This is a genomic window from Metabacillus mangrovi (genome assembly GCF_009711125.1).
Classification (GTDB): domain Bacteria; phylum Bacillota; class Bacilli; order Bacillales; family Bacillaceae; genus Metabacillus_B; species Metabacillus_B mangrovi.
Window position 1 is genome coordinate 32,654 of the sequence record NZ_WMIB01000013.1, and the last position, 16,956, is coordinate 49,609.

Sequence of the window (16,956 nt, forward strand, 5' to 3'; positions counted from 1 at the left end):
GAGTCACAGTGTGGCTTTTTGCATATTTTTCTACTTATTCTTAAGGACAGGCCAGCCAGAATAAACAGTAACTACCCATTAAAGGAGGCGGACATGTTGCATACAATGTGGAAGGGATCTATTCGATTTGGTCTGGTTAATATTCCGGTTAAGCTATTTGCAGCGACAGAGGATAAAGATGTTAAACTACGCAGTCTTCATAAAGAGTGCCACACGCCGATTAAATATGAAAAAAAATGCCCCAGCTGCGACCGCGCCCTCGAAGCCGATGACATCGTTAAGGGATATGAGTACGTAAAAGGGAAATATGTCATTTTATCTGAGGAAGAATTACAGGAACTGAAAGAGGTTCAGCCGGATAAAGCAGTAGAAATAATCGATTTTGTAAAACTTGAGGATATCGACCCGATTTACTTTAACCGGAGTTATTTTCTTGGACCTGGCGAAAACGGCTCAAAGCCGTATGCTCTCCTTCGGGAAGCACTTAAAACATCAGGCAAAATCGGTGTGGCAGAAATGTCCATTCGATCCAAACAGCAGATGGCGATTGTAAGGGTTTATCAAAATTGTCTTGTCATGGAAACCATCCATTACCCGGATGAGGTTCGGAACAGTACGGAAGTACCTGCCGTGCCGGATCAGGCGGAGATTCAGAAAAAAGAGCTGGATACGGCAATGATGCTGATCGACCAGCTTACAACAGCTTTTGATCCGGAGCAGTATAAAGATGATTACAGAGAAGCAATGCTCCGCCTCATACAAAGCAAGGTGGAACAAAATGATGATACGGCCGAGCCCGAAGAAGCCCCCCGCGGCAATGTAGTGGACCTAATGAGCCAGCTGCAGGCAAGCATCGAGAAATCAAAAGAAAAAGCATCTCCTAAAAAAGAGCAGCCCGAAAAAGGGACAAAAAAAGAAAGCACGCAAAAGAAAAAGCGGACTGCAAGGAAGAAAGCTTAATTCTTCGCGATGATCCACTCTGCCGCATCCCACAGGGACGGAAATTGAGCATCTGCAAGACCAGGCTGATCCCCGATCAGGATAACGGCCGTTCCTGCACTCCTGCCTGCAGCGATATCCGGTTCCCGGTCGCCAATCATATAAGATTCTGAGAGGTCGATGCCGTACCGTTCAGCCAGGTCAAAAAGCATTCCCGGTTCAGGCTTCCTGCAGCTGCATCCGCGGTCAGGCTTGTGCGTACAGCAGGCAATTTCCTGAATGATCCCTCCCTTTTCAGAGATCAGCCGCTCCATCTTGGCGTGGATGCGGGAAAGGGAGGATTCGCTCATGTAGCCGAGTCCAACACCGCCTTGATTTGTCACAACAAATACCGTAAAACCGCTGTCGTTGAACAGCTTTACTGCCTCTGCGGCCCGGTCAAGCAAATGCAGCTGATTTGGATGATTGACGAATTTCACCCGATCTGTCAGCACCTCATTCAAGACGCCATCCCGGTCTAAAAATACAGCTTTTTTCAAACTTATCCCTGCTTTCTGTTTAGGAGGTTTTCCCTTTTGAAGCCTATGCTCCCCACCTTATCTGCCCGGATTCCAGCCGGTCCCGATTGGGTCTGCGAAGTGAAGTATGACGGTTTTAGAGTTATTTTATACATTGAAAAAGGATCTGCTGTCCTCATGAGCCGGAACGGAAAAAACATGAACGCCCTATTTCCGGAGATCATCGAATGGCTCATGCAGCAGACTGAAGATCTATCGCCGTATCTGCCGCTCATACTAGATGGAGAGGCAGTATCATTAGCAAATGACTCTGCTGCTGATTTTCAGGAAATTCAAATAAGGGGCAGAATGAGATCAGCAGACCGCATCCTGCAGGCTGCAGACCGTAAACCATGCCGTTTGCTCATATTTGATCTGCTTTCAGAAAACGGACAGTCTCTCCAAAATGAGCCATACCTTGAACGGAAATCCCGTTTAGCGGCTCTTTTTAAAAATTTTGGGTGGCCGCTAGCACCTTCTGAAAGAGAATCCGCATTGATTCAGATGATTTCTTTTCACGAACAGGCCGAACAGCTTTGGAACAGGATTGAACTGTATGGCGGAGAAGGACTGATTGCAAAACACAAAAAAGGAAGATGGGAAGCCGGAAAACGCACGGAGTTATGGAAGAAAATAAAGAATTACCGGAAAGCGATCCTGTTTATCATAAGCTACGATGAGAAGAACGGATATTTCGGCACAGGTTTGTTTAAGGACGGAGCCGTATTTTCCCCCGGTTCTTTTTCTCACGGATTATCATCTGCAGACCGTGATGCCCTGATAAAAATCATTAAAGAACATGCAGTGGCTGTAAAGGATCAAGTGTACCGAATCGATCCGGCCATCTGTGTGAAAGTTACCTTTTTATCGTATGTCAACGAAATGAGGGAGCCATCCTTTGACTCTTTTCAATTTAACGCCGACCCTTCCCTCTGCACGTGGGAGAGATTTCAATTCGACGCTGCTCCTTTGCACCGGGATGTTCAGATCACTCATCCTGATAAACCGGTTTGGAACCGGCCATCTGTAAATAAGCTGCAGTATATCCACTTCCTCCTGAAGATTTCACCGCATTTTCTGCCGCTACTGAAGGACAGGCCGCTCACCTTGATTCGGTATCCTCATGGATCAGGCGAGGAAAGATTTTACCAAAAGAACGTTCCGGATTATGCACCCTCCTTCATCCAGTCTGCAAAAGCTGAGGGAATTGATTATATGCTGTGCAGCACGCTGTCCGACTTAATCTGGCTTGGCAATCAGCTTGCGCTTGAATTTCATCTGCCTTTTCAGAAAATAAACCAGGATAAACCAATGGAGATCGTTTTCGATCTGGATCCTCCTTCCAGAGAGGAATTCAGCCTTGCGATAAGGGCCGCCCGGGAAATCCATTCGGTCTTGCAGCCGTTCGGAATCCGTACATTTCCAAAGCTTTCCGGGGGAAAAGGCATCCAGATTCATATCCCATTAACTGGTACTTCTCTAACATTTGATGAAACGAGGAAGTTTACCTCCTTTATTGCCCATTATCTCACCGGGAAGTTCCCGGATCTATTTACTGTCGAGCGTTTTAAAAAAAACCGGAAACAGCGTCTTTATCTTGATTATTTGCAGCACGGGGAAGGAAAAACCATTATAGCCCCTTATTCACCCAGGGGTTCAGAAGGGGCTTGTGTCGCCTCGCCTCTTTTATGGGATGAAATAACCGAAGAGCTGTCCCCTGATCAATACAACGTGAACACCGTTTTTTCCTTCATTTCCAAACGGGGCTGCCCGTTTCAGAGATATTTCATCAGCCCCCAGGATGAAGCGGTTTCTGAAGTGCTTCAGTTTATTAGAAACCATGCCTAAAAAAGCAAAAACAGTGCGCTGCGGCGCACTGTTTCAGGAAATATAATGGCTGTTGAGCATTTGCGTCATCTGATCTTCCGGCAGCGGACGGCTGAAATGAAACCCCTGCATATGGTAGCAGCCGTGCTTTACTAGAAATTCAGCCTGCTTTTCGCACTCAACGCCCTCAGCGATCATTTGCAGCCCAAGATTTTCAGCCAGTCCGATAATGGATTTAATCACAATTTCATCCTGTTTGCTGCTGAGCATCTTCTGAACAAAGCTGCGGTCGATTTTGATCTTATCAAGAGGGAGCTGGGTCAGGTAGCTCAATGAACTGTACCCTGTACCGAAATCATCTATGCTCAACCCGATCTTAATTGCTTTCAGATCTTTTATCGTTTTTAAAAAAGAATCACTATTGTGCATGGAGAGACTCTCGGTAAATTCCAGTTCAAAGTGATCCGGCACAATCCGGTTTTCTTCCAGAACAGAAGACACCATCGACACAAGATCCGGCTGATAAAATTGTTTGACAGACAAATTCATGCTCAGGTTTAAATGCGGACATTTACTCTCCTGCCAGCTTCTCAGCTGCCGGCATGCTTCCTTCATGCTCCATTTTCCGATTTCGATGATCAGGCCTGTTTCTTCCGCGATCGGTATAAATTCAGCAGGAGAAATGATCCCGAGAGTAGGATGATTCCACCTTAGAAGAACTTCAATCCCAGTAATTTCCCTGTTTCTTGTATCGTATTGAGGCTGATAGTACAGAAGAAATTCTCTCCGGTCCAAAGCATGCATGAGTTCTTTCTGCAGTAAATAACGGCGCTCAATGGCCTGGCTCTTTTCGGCATTGTACGTGCTGAGAGCCGTTTCCTTATTGATTTTCAGTGCCAGGTCGCTTTTTTTCAGCAGCAGGTCCGGTTGGATGCCGTGATCAGGAAATATAGCTGCGCCAAAGCTTACTTTCACCTCATACTCCTGATCATCCGCTATATAGCGCCTTTTAAACTGCATCGCGAGTCCGCCTGCAACCGAATAAAAAAGCTCCGGATCTTTGAGATCTTCCACAATGACAACAAACTCATCATTGAAAAAACGGCCAACAAAAAAGGGATTTGGGACGATTTGCCTGAGCTCCTGGCCTACCTGGCTGATAATGCTGTCCCCTACCCGGTTTCCGAACATTTCATTGATGTATTTAAACCTGTCGATATTGACCTTGATTACAGCTGTCCTAGTACCGGAGTTCTCTGTGATTTCCTTAAGCTTTTTCATGACAAGAAAATTATTAGGGAGTCCGGTAAGCTTGTCGTACATGGAAGACCATGCTGCATGGTCCTGCGCACGCTTCATATCTGTAATATCCTTTAAGTTCAGGAAAAAGCTGCTGTTATCAAGCCCTGAAACAATAGGAAAAAGTGTTGCCCGAAAAATATTCCCGCCCGCTAGAATGATCTCACATTCCTCTGACAGAAGTGATTTCTTTGAATCCGACAGCAGAGATTTTATTTTCTCTCCCGCTTCTTCCTCAAAGGCACACGAATAGCTGCACCCGATCAGCCCGGAAGGCGGCGCATAAAAGAGCCGGGATGCCGCATCATTAAGAAAGGTAATGATCCCGTCTGCCGTTAGTTTGAATATGGCATCCGGGTGACAATGGGAAAATAGCTGAAAGGAGTAGTCCTGCTCCGTATTTAGTTGTTCAGGATTGCCCGTCTTCATGAGGCACTCTCCTCCAGTAAGCAGTTTATATTCCTTTTATCGGCATGATTCGGCAATTTTACAGTTTATATTGGTTAAAAATCGTTTATTTGCCAACACTACAAGTAAGTCTTTGATTCAGGAGATTCAAATATGCCTAATTTATTCTGGTACATTCTCCTTTTAGGTTTTTCCATCCTTGTTTATGCAGCCGGCAGCCGGAAAGAACCTGCGCTGTTTCTTCCTTTGTGGCTTTTTAATTCAGGGCTGTCGTATTTGTTTGAACTGATTGTCTATGTCGTTTTCAATTGTTATACGTATAAACCGGAAGTGTTTGATGACTCTTTTACTGACAGTACGTTCGGATCGATTTTCAGCCAGGGCATGTCCGTTCCTGTAGCTGCTGCTTTTTGTTCTGTTTTTCGCATAAGGCTTACGGGTGTGCTTCTGTTCAGCCTCTTTTTTTCATCCGTTGAGATCTGGTTCCTGCACATGGATATTTATGAGCACACGTGGTGGAGAACCAGCTATACGTTCCTGCTGATTCCTGTGTTATTTTACCTTTCCCGTTTCTGGTACTCACTGCTCCAAAAAAGGAAGCCGGCTGTCCTGCTGCTGACCCATCTATTCAGCATGATCACCATTTCGATCACAGTTACCTGGCTTTTGTACGTCATCAATCCGGTCATCGTCTTTAAGACGGGATGGTTTGAAGAGGCAAGCCGTGACCATACGTTTGTAAACGCCTTATATTCTATCGTCTCTTCCCTGCTGTATACAGCTGCTGCCTATTTGAGCCGCATGATTTATAAAGGCTGCTGCCTGGCAGCATTGATTGTACTGGACCTCATTCTGATCATGCAGGGAACCCTGCAGATGAAAAGCAATGAGGATCTCTTCTTTCTTTTATTGATGCACTTCTTTTTTCTGGCAGCAGCCGTATTATTCAAAAGGTTTTTGCAGAAAGGAAGCATGGTGATTTCCGGTGAAATGCATCAATGACGATCTTTGATTGATGACTTACAGTAAGCCGGCTTTTCATTGGCTCCATAAAAAGAAGGAACGCTGGATAAGCGTTCCCTTTTCTCATGCTATTAGCTCTGTCACATCACCCGCTGTTATCTGAACAGCAGATGCTGGCTGTGAAGGCCTGCTTTTTTTAAAAGCTGGCTGAGCTGTTCCTGTTCCTCGCTGGAAAGCCCTGAAAAAGCACGTGTAATCCGCAGTGCGTGAATCGGATAAATCTCATCCAGATAAGCTTCCCCCCGCTCTGTCAGTTTGGCATAAATTGAGCGCTTATCCCTTGGATCCTGCTCCCTGACAAGGTAGCCATTCTTCTCCAGTTTATCAATTACGTATGTGACATTCCCGCTTACCAGAAGCAGACGGGATCCAATTTGCTGCAGCTTTTGGGACCCCTTTGTATAGAGAAGCTCCAGTACAGCAAATTCCGTCGGGTTAAACCCATGCTCCTTGCTATCCCTGATCGAATGCTCCGAAATGCTTTTAAACGCTTTCGCAAAAACCCGCAATAAAGCCAAAGCACGGTCCGTCTCTTCTTGAGTATAAGAAAATCTCATCGCATCGCCATCTTAAATATTTTCAAAATTCTCAAATTTTATCTTTATTTTACTACGAACGAGTTAGGAATTAAAGAAGGTTTTGTAAAAAAACAGCTTCCTTTTTAAAAAATGCGCCTGAAACATGGATATCCTGCGATCGGGATCCCGATCACCGCAGAGGCAGAGCCGCCAGAATCCTGCAATTCCATTAACAAAAAAAGACCCGCCCATACTGGGGGATCCTTTAAGGTGCAGCCGGTTTTCTCTTAATTGCCGGAATGCTATGATAAAAATAAACATATTCATTTTTGAGCTCTGATATGGTCATTTTCTGCAATACTTCATCATTGTAAACTCCGATTGCCAGCAGCTTATGTGAATAATAGCTCCTCTGTTCATCCAGAGCAAATTTCAGCAGCTTGCTCATTTCACTTTCCCCTTTCATCTTTTTTTATCTTACTCCTACGATACCCAATCATTGTAAGCAGACCATTAATGGTTTGTAAAAATTGCATAGAGAGTTATTAAGATTGTTTAAAAGTATGGGAAAAAGCATGATGGTCAACAATGGTTCTATTCCAATCAGAAAGCGGGATGGACCGAATGCATCAGCTAATAGCCTATGATCGCCAGTTTTATTATTTTATCCTGGAGGACGAGCCGGAGAATTCCCGTTTAATGAAACTGTCAAGAGCTGGCCAGGATCTTGAATTGTTTGTGTATGGAAGAACCGGTTTTGAGGAGGTCACAATTTTGTATCATCCAGCCCTGCTTCGTTTATGGAATGGAAGTTTCCTGGAAAAAATCCAAATCAGGGAACGATCTTCAGGCTTTCCCGACCTTTCGGTTTTGGACGAGGCGCAGTAGTTCTCCGGCGTCTTTTCCGGCTGTCTTCAAAAATTCCTCGAGCAGCAAATCCCGTTTTACATCCATTTCTATAAGCCGCTGTGCCAATAAAAACGCTTTTCCTCGGTCCATGGCAGAGCCTCCTGTCAATTTGTATTGATCTGAGTGTACCGGATTAGAGGATGCAGCGCATGGAAGCTGATAGTAAATCTCACGCCTTATTTTCCCCTCTATATCTTTATTGTAAGAAAATCTTACACACACCATGAATTTCTTTCCATCGTCTTGTATAGTAGGGAAAAAGAGTTGGTTTCCTTAAGGAGTGAGCCTATTGCAGGAGGAGCGGTCTTACAAGGATAAAAAAGTGATATCGATTGGAACAGTCAGCGAGTTGACCGGTCTTTCTGTCAGACAGATCAGGTACTATGAAGAGCGCCAGTTAATCTCGCCGGAAAGAAGTTCAAAGGGGACCAGAAAATACTCGTTCATGGACATCGAAAGACTGATGAACATTGCCGATTTACGGGAGGAAGGGGTCCAGACGACTGAAATCCTGAAAGATATCCGGAAAAGGGAAGAAAAACTGAACAATCCTGCACAGCTGAGGAAAAAGATGCTGCAGGGACAGCTGAACGCCCATTTTCAATATAAACACAATTAAAAGAAGCAGCGGCGGCAGCCCTGCTTCTTTTCGTCAGCTTTTAAACTGGTTCACTGATTCTGCTAATTGATCTGACAGGCTGGATAAGCGGGCAGAGTTGTCACGGACGGTTTCCATCGTTTCATTCGCCTGTTCGGCTGCTGCTGCAGTTTGTTCGATGCCGGCTGCTGCCTCTTCTGCGACACTTGCAATATCCGTGATCGCTTCATCCATTTTCTTCCCTCTCATGAGGAGATCATCCAGTCTTTCTGAGATCATAGTGATGCCTGATGATACTTCTTCGATGTTTAAATGAATACTTGTAAAGGAACGGCTTGTCCGTTCAATCGAATACTTACCCTTTTGCACCTGTTCATACCCATCCTTCAGGTCGGCTGCTACCATTGCGGTTTCCCCGCGGACACTGCTGACAATCGAGTCTATATCCCCTACTGAGTAAGAGACCTGCTCCGCTAATTTCCGGACTTCATCCGCTACTACGGCAAACCCTTTGCCATGCTCTCCTGCCCGGGCAGCCTCGATCGCTGCGTTCAGGGCCAGCAGATTCGTCTGGTCTGCTACGGATTGAATCACTTCCATTAACTTTGAAATTTTGCGTGACTGTTCATCCAGACCCGCTACTTTTCCGACCGATTTTTTTATGAGTTCGTAGATTTTATTCATCTCTTCAATCGACTGATCCATTAAGCGGCTTCCCTCCCTTGTCTCGAGAAGGACCTTTTCTGCTGTTCCGGAAGAGGTCTCACCCTTTTGGGCTGCTTCGCTGATTTTCAGCAAAAATGCATTCATGTTCTCAGCCATATCTGCAGCCGTTTCAGCCTGATTTTCTGCACCAAGGGTCAATTCCTGCATGGTGGAGGCAATTTGCTCGCTTCCTTCCTTAACGTGAATTGAAGAAGCCTGCAATTTTCCGCTTTGCTGTTCAATCTCCAGAGCCGCACCTTTCATTTTTCCAACAAGGGCTAAAAGTGTATCATTCATTCTGTTCGCAGCCTCAATCAGAGTCCCTATCTCGTTGCTGCTGTCAGAGGGAAGCCGGTCAGCGGTAAGAATGCCGGCAGCGATTTCGTTCATCTTTGCCGTTAAACGGCCGATAGGGAACGCGATCATCCTCGAAGTTCTGAACGCGATGAACCAGCCGGCCCCCATCAGCAGCAAAGAAAAGACCAGGATGATGAGGGCAGTTGCTTCTCCGCTGCGGATGGTATCAGCTCCAGTCTCCATCATTTGACTCTCCCGTTCCTTGGCGACCTTCATGTAATCACTTATCAGTTCATTTGATAAATCCTGCGGCTCTTCTGAGAGTTTTTGAATAGCACTTACACGGTAGCCTCCCTCGTATTGTGCAATGACCTCCTCTTCCATCAGTTTTTGCCAGTCTGCAGTCTTCTTGATAAGAGTTCTCGTTTCTGGTGCATCACTGATTTCGAGTAAATCTTTCTGAAGCCGTGCGCCTTCCGCCTTAAGCTTTTCATATTCATTTTTATAGGAGGTGACATCATAGAGAAAATAGGCTCTGATTGCAGAAACCTGCTGGGCGAGATTATAGGACAGCTGTTCATCTAATATAAGAGCGGCCGCCTCAATGTTCACCATTTTTTCCGTATTCAGCTTCGTTCTGTAAATGCCGGCAACATTCACGGCAGCGAGAAGAACCGTAAGTGCAATCACGATTCCGAATCCGGTAACCAGCATTTTGCGGACACTTTTGACTTGCTTCTGTCTCTTTTTCATGAAGACCCTCCTAATTCTTTATCCCTATTTCCATCTTACTATTTGAATGTTCTAAAATAAATCATTTTTATGTATTTTCTGCAAAATCATAAAAAATTTGTCAGATTTTCTACTAATTTGTCTAACTTTTTTCCCTTAATCTGCTTATTCTTTTTATTATTGTTTCGATATAATATAGGCATAGATAATTTTGGATCAGGGGTGTTGACCTTGAATGGATACGAAACGGCTGTAGAGAGATCACGGAGGAAAATGATGGACATTGCCGTTGAGCATGGCTATACTGCTGAGGAAACCGTCAGAGCGAGCCAGCACTTAGATAAACTTCTAAATATGGTCAGCCACATCAACAATCACGGACCGTATCCGGCTTATCGTACGCCTCCATCCTATAAAAAAAAAGCTGATTCAGAATAACCTGAATCAGCTTTTTTTATTTAAGGTGCTGCAGAAACGAACTGGCGAGTCCAAAATAAATCAGCAGAGACAAAATATCATTCAGCGTCGTAATCAGCGGGCCCGAGGCGATGGCCGGATCGATCTTCAGCCGGTCGAGTAAAATAGGAATGACCGTGCCTGCCATCGTCCCGATGATCAGGGTCAGGAAGAGGGAAGATCCTACAACAAGACCGAGCAGCGGTGTTCCCTGCCAGATTACGGCGATGCCTGTAATGAGGATTCCGCAAACCATGCCGATTAGTAAACCGACTCTCAGCTCCCTGAGGATCAGCCTCCAAATCATTTTACTGTCCAGATCGTTCTGGGCGAGCCCCCGTACCACTACCGCTAGAGACTGGGTTCCCGTGTTCCCTGTCATTCCCGCAATCATCGGCATAAAAAAGGCAAGAGCTACCACTTCGTTCAGGGTTCCTTCAAAAAAACTGATAATACTGCCGGAAACGAGGCCGATGAACAGCAAAAGAATCAGCCACGGAAGCCTGCGGTATGCAGCCGTAAACGCCTTTGTATCAAAATCAATGGATTTTCCGGAAGCAGCAAATTTTTCATAATCCTCATTTGCTTCCTGAATGACGATGTCAATCACATCATCTACAGTCACGATTCCTACGAGTACATGGTTCTCTTCCACTACAGGCAATGCAAGGAAATCATAACGCTCAATGAGGCGCGCTACCTCCTCCTGATCTGCATCGGCCTGTATGGAAATGACCCTGGTATACATAATTTCCTCGATGAGCTCTTCCCGCTCCCCAAGGATAAGATCCCGGTAGGATATAACCCCCACCAGCTGTTTTTCTTCATTAATGACATACAAATAGTTAATGGATTCGGCAATCTCAGCAAAAGACTTTAATTTCGAGACGGCATCTCTCACGGTATAGTGCTTCGGAATCCAGACATACCGGTTTGTCATGATTCTTCCGGCAGTTTCCGGAGGGTAGTTCATGAGGGTCTGGACCGCTTCTGATTCCTTTTGTTCCATACTGGAGAGGAGCTGTTCCTTCAGTTCGGCATCCAGTTCCTCAAGAAGCTGTGCCAAATCATCATTATCCATTTTATTCATGACCTGAACGCCTTTTGCTTTCCCGACCTTGTTAAATAGGGCAAGCTGATAAGGACGCTCAAGCTCCTGGATAAGAGCCGTTATATCGTCTACTGTCATGAAGGAAAGGAAGCGGGCATAATGCTTCTCAGGCATTTCTTTAAATATGCTCGCCATATCATAAGGCTGCAGCTCTTCGATCAGTTCCCGGAAGTCCTTCCTTTTTCCATCTCTTAGAAGCAGGATGATTTTGAGCAACAGTTCATCATAAGTAATGTTTTCAATCATATAGGGCCTCCCTGTCCTTCCGCGGGAGCCTTTGAACTCTTTAAAGGGCCGGATGGCTCTCCCCCGCGGAATCTATACTATGAATTTCTGAATCTTCTTTCCCGTTTGTTTCCGATCGGGGAATCTCCATTCCAGCACCTCCCAAAATATCAGCTGCTATGCTATGATAAAGCAATAAAAAAACACACCAAGAATGAAGGCGTGTGAAAACAAGCATTCCATTCTCCCATCGTAGAGCTTTAGCACTGTGCAGCATAGGACAAAGTCCAGCTGCGTTAAAAATCACCTTAAGCCGATGATTTCTGTTGACCCATTGGCGTCTTTGGACATTTTTGGGCAGCAGCGTATCTCCACACAGGAGCCTCACCTAACGAAGAACCTATTCAGTTTTCACATTGAGATTACAGAAAAACTAAAATTCTGTCAACGGAACAAAAACGATTCAGCTGGCATGATCAGTATATGCCTCTACCCCATCCTTGCACAGCCCATTTTGAAAGGAAGTGACCTGCTTGAATATTGAATCCATAAGCAAAGGACGGCCGAAAAACTTAACGGACAGGAAAGGCCTCGCTTATACTTCCGGCATCCATAAGCAAAAGACAGACATGCTGGAGGTATCTTCCGAAATCATATCCGGAGATGAAGTAGCCAATCCTGCTTTTCACGGGGGACCGGACAGGGTGCTGTGCTTCTATCCCGTTGAACACTATTTTAAATGGAAGAAAGAATACGGCATCCAGCTGCTGAGTCCTGCATTTGGTGAAAACCTGACAGTGTCGGGTATGACAGAGGATACAGTATGCATTGGCGATCAGTTTCAAATTGGATCTGTCGTGGCAGAAGTTTCACAGGGCCGCTATCCTTGCGCTACCATCAACCGCCATACAGGGATTGACCAGCTCCTTGGCAGAATCATCGAGACAGGTTTCACAGGATACTTTATGCGGATCATTCAAGCAGGTACCATAAATGCAGCAGACCCCATTAAACGGATCAAACGTGTTTCTTCTGTCTCGGTTGCTGACATTCACCACACCTTTTTTCACAACAGGAGCGATGGAGAGTCGATCCGCCGGATTCTGGATCTGGAGCCGCTCGCAGAAGACTGGAAGAAGAAATTCAGGAAGCTCTCTGAACGCGCCGGATCATAAATTCAGAACTTGCATACAAAAACCCGGAACGGCAGACCGTTCCGGGTTTTCAGCTAGTTGCAGCCTTTTTTATTATAAGCGGGAATCTGAACTTACCAGCAGACCGGTGAGTACGAGCCGCTCCCCGGAGTTATTTTTCTCCCTCTTCCAAATCCTCAGAAGACAGCAGGTGGTACGATTCCTTCAGAAACAGAGCCACTTCGTCTTTGTTTTTAGGATGCTGTACATACTGAGCCTGATCGATATTCAATATCTGTTTTTCACTTTCCTGCTCTTTCAAAACAATCACTCCCAATCCATTTTTTTTAGTATTCCAATGGATGGAAGAAACATGCCTGGTTCATCAGCTTCTGGAATTCAGCTTGGACAGCAGGCGCAGGATCTCAAGGTACAGCCAGACCAAAGTGACCAGAAGAGCAAATCCGGCGTACCATTCCATGTGCTTTGGAAGCCCATGTGCAGCACCATATTCAATAAAATCAAAATCCAGGACAAGATTCAGCGCTGCGATGACAATGATGACAAGAGAAATAATAATTCCGATTATGCTCGAGTCATGAAGAAAGGGAACGGTCAGACCGAAAAAGCCAAGTACAAATGAGATCAGGTAAACCATGAAGACGCCAAGTGTAGCTGCCGCTACTCCAATACGGAAATTCTGCGTTACTTTAATGAGCCCGCTGCGGTAAACAAGCAGCAATCCAAGAAAAATCCCCATCGTAATCAGCACGGCCTGCATGACGATTCCATCATAAAGGCTCGCATAGTAAGCGGATATGCCGCCTACGAACATTCCTTCCAAAACAGCATACACCGGTGCAGTAACAGGTGAGGCTTTAGGCACAAAACTTGTGATCAGTGCGAATATCAAGCCTCCGATCGCGCCAATCAGCATCATTGGAGTCACATCATCCCCCTGAGCTGCATAATACCACGTAGCCCCTGCAGAAATAACAAGAATGAACAGGAGCAGAAAAGATTTATGCACGGCCCCCATTAACGTCATTCTCTTCCCGCCGGCATAGCCGATATTTTTCTCTAAAGATTTCATCGTCGGATTAGCTGTTCTCATTGTTCTTCCTCCTTTTTGCATACCCTATATACGTTACTGACGGTACAAAGTTTCAATTCCTGCATTTTTTCTCTTCCTGCCCATATAAATGGTTAAAAATGATTGGAGGAAAGACAGATGTCCCTTCATGGACCATGCAAGCCGGTGCTCGTTTTGGAAGCTGCTGCTGTTTTCCTGCAGCGCCGGTACGTGAGCAGAGCATACATTCGCTATCTGCTGAGCATTCAGGAGCAGGTTCTCGAGCTAAAGAACCTGCTTGACGCTTTTACATCCTTGGCACTAAGGCAGCTGGAGGTTCAGAAAGCTTTGCTTGAGCTAAAAAAAATCCGCTCAAACCTCCTGCTGGTGCTTTCCAAAGAATTTGTTTTTCCAAATGATCTGAAAGAAATGCTTCTGCATCAGACCATTCAGGATATGAAAAGATTATAACGTAAAGCATTTCCCGCAGAAAAGCTCCTTCCTTAATGGCACAGCCGTGCGTCATAACCATAGGCCCGTCCCTGGCTGTGCTGACCCCCTGCAACACCGGAATCCATGCTGCAAATCCCTATTTAAAGGTTCTTTTTCAGTTCCCCATCCTTGGCTGGTCATCCCCCCACTTTTTAATGCAAAAATAATATTTACCAAAATCCTACCCTCCTTACAAATAATTGAAACTTTAGTCCCGCATCTGGAATTTCTCCGGTCCCCTCTTTTCGTCTAATGCAGTTCAAATGTTTCAATCCGCTTTAAGGGTGGAACAGTCTGTATAGACAGACATTAGCTGAGGAGGCATTTCAATGCAGGAATTAAAGCTTTATATTAATGGTGAATATACAGAGTCCACTTCTAATGAGTGGATTGATATCCTTAACCCTTCTTCCGGAGAAGTGATTTCCAGAATGCCGGATGGTACGAAGGAAGATGCTGAAAAAGCAATTGATGCAGCATACGAAGCACAAAAAGAGTGGGAGCAGGTACCTTCTTTCAAAAGAGGCCAGATTGTCAGGAAGATTGGAGATGAAATGGAGAAGAGACGTGAGAAACTCATCTCCCTTCTTTCAGAGGAACAGGGCAAGCCGTATGAACAGGCATCTGCTGAGGTGGACATGGGAATCGATTACTTCCGGTATATGTCTGAATGGGCACGCAGAATAGAAGGCGAAGTCATTCAAAGTGACCGGCCTAACGAAAATATCTTTCTGCACAAACGTCCGATTGGCGTAATCGGGGGCATTGTTCCGTGGAACTTTCCGGTATTTATTTTCGCGAGGAAGGTGGCAACTGCACTGATCGCCGGCTGCAGCATTGTTTTGAAACCAAGCCAGCAGACTCCTAATACTGCTGCTGAGCTGACTGAAATCATTGCAGCACTCGACCTGCCGAAAGGTGTTTACAATATGATTACCGGTACGGGATCTACAATCGGAAATGCACTGGCAGGAAGCCCGAAAGTGGCAATGATTACAATGACCGGCGGCGTCGGAGCCGGATCAAAAGTGATGGAAGCGGCCGCAGCAAATATCACGAAAGTGAACCTGGAGCTCGGCGGCAAAGCGCCGGCCATCGTGACCAAGAATGCAGACCTGGACCTGGCAGTAGAAAATATTAAGACCTCAAGAATTACAAATGCCGGCCAGGCTTGTACGAATGCTGAAAGAGTTTATGTCCACGAATCTGTAGCGGATGAATTTATCAATAAATTAGCTGATGCATTCTCTAAAATTAAAGTCGGACATGCAGTCAATGACCGCGATGCAGAGATGGGCCCGCTCGTCAGTGAAGACCGCCTGAATACGGTTAAAGAAGCACTTGATAAAGCGGTGCAGGACGGGGCGATAATCGCCGCAGGCGGAAAACGTCCGGAAGGACTGGACGGCGGCTTCTTCCTTGAGCCAACGGTCCTCACAAACGTAACGGATGATATGGATATCATGCGGGAAGAAATCTTCGGTCCTGTGCTGCCGGTCACTACATACAGTGATCTGGATGACGCGATCCGCAAGGCCAATGATTCCATCTACGGGCTTTCCTCTTCCGTTTACACTGAAGACTATCACGAAGCAATGTATGTAACGAACAAGCTTCGTTTTGGAGAAACGTTCGTCAATCGTGAAAACTTCGAGGCGATCCAGGGGTATCATGCGGGAATGCGCCAGTCAGGTCTTGGCGGAGCTGACGGCAAGCACGGTCTGGAAGACTTTCTCGTAACACAGGTTGTGTATATGCAATACAAAACAGATTTCAGCTAAACAAAAGAAAACCCGCTGCCTGGCAGCGGGTTCTTTTGATGTTTTCACCTTTTCTTACCTCTCCCAAACAGCATGAAAGCTCCTTTGATTACAATTAAAATCCCCAATAACACTGCCACGGTTACAGCTGTCTTAGCAGCAAGCGGCACGTCCTCCATCCTGTTGACTGCAATTGCAGCTGTTGCCCAAATGAGTACGAGGCCGTAAGCCAGATCGTTTCTGTTTACAATCATATAGGCACCAAGAATGCCGGTGACAACGAGCATAATCAAAGTCCATGCCAGTTCTCCGAGTCCAAGGAAAGAACTGATTCCGTTGGATTTGAAAATAATAAATACATTCACGATTGAGGCCACTGAGATCCAGGCCATATAAATGGAGACAGGCACTTTTAGAAAAAAGGATGAAATACCCGAACGTTCGATGATGGAATACATTTTAATGAGAGTGAAAAGCATCCCGAATATGACGATGGCAGCAAGATTGAAAAGCTCGTAATGAAACAGTACGATCCATAAGGCATTCAGCAATGCATTGGCCGCAAACGTATAGCCAATGTCCTGGTATACTTGCTTTTCAGCAGCACTTACAAAGAATGCCCTGATGACCCATATAGCGAGCAGCAGATAAATAACGCTCCAAATGGAAAATGCATAGCTTGCCGGTTCAAATAATACTGGAACGCCTGCAGAGACTTCCCCGGTCGTCTGCCCGTTGATAGGCAGGGCATTGGCCAGAATGTTCATTCCAACCATAACTATATAGGCAAGTACATTAATAATAGCGATTCGCTTAATCATATTCATCGTCCTCTCTTTTACTATTATACATATCCTTCTCTTTACCGGAACATGTCTTAATCTTTTCCCGAATT

Annotated in this window: 18 protein-coding genes and 1 riboswitch; of the genes, 8 read left to right on the forward strand and 10 right to left on the reverse strand. The window is 45.5% G+C overall.

The genetic code is table 11. From position 1 onward, the window contains the following. Positions 1-96: 96 nt before the first annotated feature. Positions 97-960, forward strand: coding sequence for a non-homologous end joining protein Ku (ku, locus tag GKZ89_RS12945; protein ID WP_155112902.1), 864 nt, complete (start codon positions 97-99; stop codon positions 958-960). Here the strand turns inward: ku and GKZ89_RS12950 are convergent. Further along, positions 957-1,478, reverse strand: coding sequence for a D-glycero-alpha-D-manno-heptose-1,7-bisphosphate 7-phosphatase (locus GKZ89_RS12950; RefSeq protein WP_155112828.1), 522 nt, complete (start codon positions 1,476-1,478; stop codon positions 957-959). The two genes, ku and GKZ89_RS12950, sit on opposite strands and share 4 nt — an antisense overlap. 45 nt (positions 1,479-1,523) lie before the next feature. On the opposite strand from GKZ89_RS12950, the gene GKZ89_RS12955 reads away from it, so the two are divergent. Then, positions 1,524-3,344 (forward strand): DNA ligase D, encoded by a 1,821-nt coding sequence (locus tag GKZ89_RS12955; protein ID WP_241680250.1) that lies wholly within the window; start codon positions 1,524-1,526, stop codon positions 3,342-3,344. Between the two features lie 33 nt (positions 3,345-3,377). On the opposite strand, the gene GKZ89_RS12960 is transcribed toward GKZ89_RS12955, so the two are convergent. Then, entirely contained in the window at positions 3,378-5,051 is a 1,674-nt protein-coding gene (locus GKZ89_RS12960; RefSeq protein WP_155112830.1) for an EAL domain-containing protein, read from the reverse strand. A 132-nt stretch (positions 5,052-5,183) separates the two neighbouring features. Between GKZ89_RS12960 and GKZ89_RS12965 the strand changes: the two genes are divergently transcribed. After that, positions 5,184-6,032 carry a hypothetical protein gene (locus GKZ89_RS12965; protein ID WP_155112831.1) on the forward strand — a complete coding sequence of 283 codons (849 nt, stop codon included), beginning with the start codon at positions 5,184-5,186 and terminating at the stop codon, positions 6,030-6,032. A gap of 116 nt (positions 6,033-6,148) precedes the next feature. On the opposite strand, the gene GKZ89_RS12970 is transcribed toward GKZ89_RS12965, so the two are convergent. The 3 genes from GKZ89_RS12970 to GKZ89_RS21005 all read right to left on the reverse strand — a co-directional run bounded on the left by GKZ89_RS12970 (position 6,149) and on the right by GKZ89_RS21005 (position 7,570). After that, on the reverse strand, positions 6,149-6,610 hold the full coding sequence (locus GKZ89_RS12970) for a MarR family winged helix-turn-helix transcriptional regulator (protein ID WP_155112832.1): 462 nt from the start codon (positions 6,608-6,610) through the stop codon (positions 6,149-6,151). A 226-nt stretch (positions 6,611-6,836) separates the two neighbouring features. After that, the gene (locus tag GKZ89_RS12975; protein WP_155112833.1) at positions 6,837-7,019 is read right to left on the reverse strand and encodes a Fur-regulated basic protein FbpA; all 183 of its coding nucleotides are present in this window, start codon (positions 7,017-7,019) and stop codon (positions 6,837-6,839) included. Between the two features lie 398 nt (positions 7,020-7,417). Then, the gene (locus GKZ89_RS21005) at positions 7,418-7,570 is read right to left on the reverse strand and encodes a hypothetical protein (RefSeq protein ID WP_164502884.1); all 153 of its coding nucleotides are present in this window, start codon (positions 7,568-7,570) and stop codon (positions 7,418-7,420) included. Positions 7,571-7,769: 199 nt separating this feature from the next. Between GKZ89_RS21005 and GKZ89_RS12980 the strand changes: the two genes are divergently transcribed. Further along, positions 7,770-8,099 carry a MerR family transcriptional regulator gene (locus tag GKZ89_RS12980; RefSeq protein WP_155112834.1) on the forward strand — a complete coding sequence of 110 codons (330 nt, stop codon included), beginning with the start codon at positions 7,770-7,772 and terminating at the stop codon, positions 8,097-8,099. Between the two features lie 33 nt (positions 8,100-8,132). Here the strand turns inward: GKZ89_RS12980 and GKZ89_RS12985 are convergent, their stop codons facing one another. Next, positions 8,133-9,833: a methyl-accepting chemotaxis protein gene (locus GKZ89_RS12985; protein WP_155112835.1), complete on the reverse strand. Its 1,701-nt coding sequence runs from the start codon at positions 9,831-9,833 to the stop codon at positions 8,133-8,135. A 210-nt stretch (positions 9,834-10,043) separates the two neighbouring features. Here GKZ89_RS12985 and GKZ89_RS21255 point away from each other — a divergent pair, with 210 nt between their 5' ends. Further along, positions 10,044-10,250, forward strand: a complete 207-nt coding sequence (locus GKZ89_RS21255; protein WP_241680244.1) for an aspartyl-phosphate phosphatase Spo0E family protein — start codon at positions 10,044-10,046, stop codon at positions 10,248-10,250. Between the two features lie 16 nt (positions 10,251-10,266). Here the strand turns inward: GKZ89_RS21255 and mgtE are convergent, their stop codons facing one another. Then, positions 10,267-11,625 (reverse strand): magnesium transporter, encoded by a 1,359-nt coding sequence (gene mgtE, locus GKZ89_RS12995; RefSeq protein ID WP_155112837.1) that lies wholly within the window; start codon positions 11,623-11,625, stop codon positions 10,267-10,269. A 217-nt stretch (positions 11,626-11,842) separates the two neighbouring features. Beyond that, a riboswitch (M-box (ykoK) riboswitch) is annotated at positions 11,843-12,007 on the reverse strand. A 130-nt stretch (positions 12,008-12,137) separates the two neighbouring features. Here mgtE and GKZ89_RS13005 point away from each other — a divergent pair. Then, positions 12,138-12,779, forward strand: a complete 642-nt coding sequence (locus GKZ89_RS13005) for an MOSC domain-containing protein (protein WP_241680245.1) — start codon at positions 12,138-12,140, stop codon at positions 12,777-12,779. A 130-nt stretch (positions 12,780-12,909) separates the two neighbouring features. Here the strand turns inward: GKZ89_RS13005 and GKZ89_RS13010 are convergent, their stop codons facing one another. Continuing rightward, positions 12,910-13,059 carry a transcriptional regulator SplA domain-containing protein gene (locus GKZ89_RS13010; RefSeq protein WP_155112839.1) on the reverse strand — a complete coding sequence of 50 codons (150 nt, stop codon included), beginning with the start codon at positions 13,057-13,059 and terminating at the stop codon, positions 12,910-12,912. Positions 13,060-13,122: 63 nt separating this feature from the next. Then, complete coding sequence (locus GKZ89_RS13015) at positions 13,123-13,851, reverse strand: Bax inhibitor-1/YccA family protein (protein ID WP_155112840.1); 729 nt, start codon at positions 13,849-13,851, stop codon at positions 13,123-13,125. Between the two features lie 117 nt (positions 13,852-13,968). On the opposite strand from GKZ89_RS13015, the gene GKZ89_RS13020 reads away from it, so the two are divergent. Both GKZ89_RS13020 and aldA read left to right on the forward strand, forming a co-directional pair. Beyond that, entirely contained in the window at positions 13,969-14,280 is a 312-nt protein-coding gene (locus GKZ89_RS13020) for a hypothetical protein (RefSeq protein ID WP_155112841.1), read from the forward strand. Between the two features lie 350 nt (positions 14,281-14,630). Beyond that, the gene (gene aldA / locus GKZ89_RS13025) at positions 14,631-16,082 is read left to right on the forward strand and encodes an aldehyde dehydrogenase (protein WP_155112842.1); all 1,452 of its coding nucleotides are present in this window, start codon (positions 14,631-14,633) and stop codon (positions 16,080-16,082) included. Between the two features lie 44 nt (positions 16,083-16,126). Here aldA and GKZ89_RS13030 read toward each other — a convergent pair whose 3' ends face one another. Continuing rightward, the gene (locus tag GKZ89_RS13030) at positions 16,127-16,882 is read right to left on the reverse strand and encodes a TspO/MBR family protein (RefSeq protein ID WP_155112843.1); all 756 of its coding nucleotides are present in this window, start codon (positions 16,880-16,882) and stop codon (positions 16,127-16,129) included. Between the last annotated feature and the right edge of the window lie 74 nt (positions 16,883-16,956).

Bases quoted from the DNA above. Each gene is read 5' to 3' on its own strand.
- GKZ89_RS12955 (WP_241680250.1), top strand. From the start codon at position 1,524: ATGCTCCCCACCTTATCTGCCCGGATTCCAGCCGGTCCCGATTGGGTC.
- GKZ89_RS12960 (WP_155112830.1), bottom strand. From the start codon at position 5,051: ATGAAGACGGGCAATCCTGAACAACTAAATACGGAGCAGGACTACTCC.
- GKZ89_RS12965 (WP_155112831.1), top strand. From the start codon at position 5,184: ATGCCTAATTTATTCTGGTACATTCTCCTTTTAGGTTTTTCCATCCTT.
- GKZ89_RS12970 (WP_155112832.1), bottom strand. From the start codon at position 6,610: ATGAGATTTTCTTATACTCAAGAAGAGACGGACCGTGCTTTGGCTTTA.
- GKZ89_RS12975 (WP_155112833.1), bottom strand. From the start codon at position 7,019: ATGAGCAAGCTGCTGAAATTTGCTCTGGATGAACAGAGGAGCTATTAT.
- GKZ89_RS21005 (WP_164502884.1), bottom strand. From the start codon at position 7,570: ATGGACCGAGGAAAAGCGTTTTTATTGGCACAGCGGCTTATAGAAATG.
- GKZ89_RS12985 (WP_155112835.1), bottom strand. From the start codon at position 9,833: ATGAAAAAGAGACAGAAGCAAGTCAAAAGTGTCCGCAAAATGCTGGTT.
- mgtE (WP_155112837.1), bottom strand. From the start codon at position 11,625: ATGATTGAAAACATTACTTATGATGAACTGTTGCTCAAAATCATCCTG.
- GKZ89_RS13015 (WP_155112840.1), bottom strand. From the start codon at position 13,851: ATGAGAACAGCTAATCCGACGATGAAATCTTTAGAGAAAAATATCGGC.
- GKZ89_RS13020 (WP_155112841.1), top strand. From the start codon at position 13,969: ATGTCCCTTCATGGACCATGCAAGCCGGTGCTCGTTTTGGAAGCTGCT.
- aldA (WP_155112842.1), top strand. From the start codon at position 14,631: ATGCAGGAATTAAAGCTTTATATTAATGGTGAATATACAGAGTCCACT.
- GKZ89_RS13030 (WP_155112843.1), bottom strand. From the start codon at position 16,882: ATGATTAAGCGAATCGCTATTATTAATGTACTTGCCTATATAGTTATG.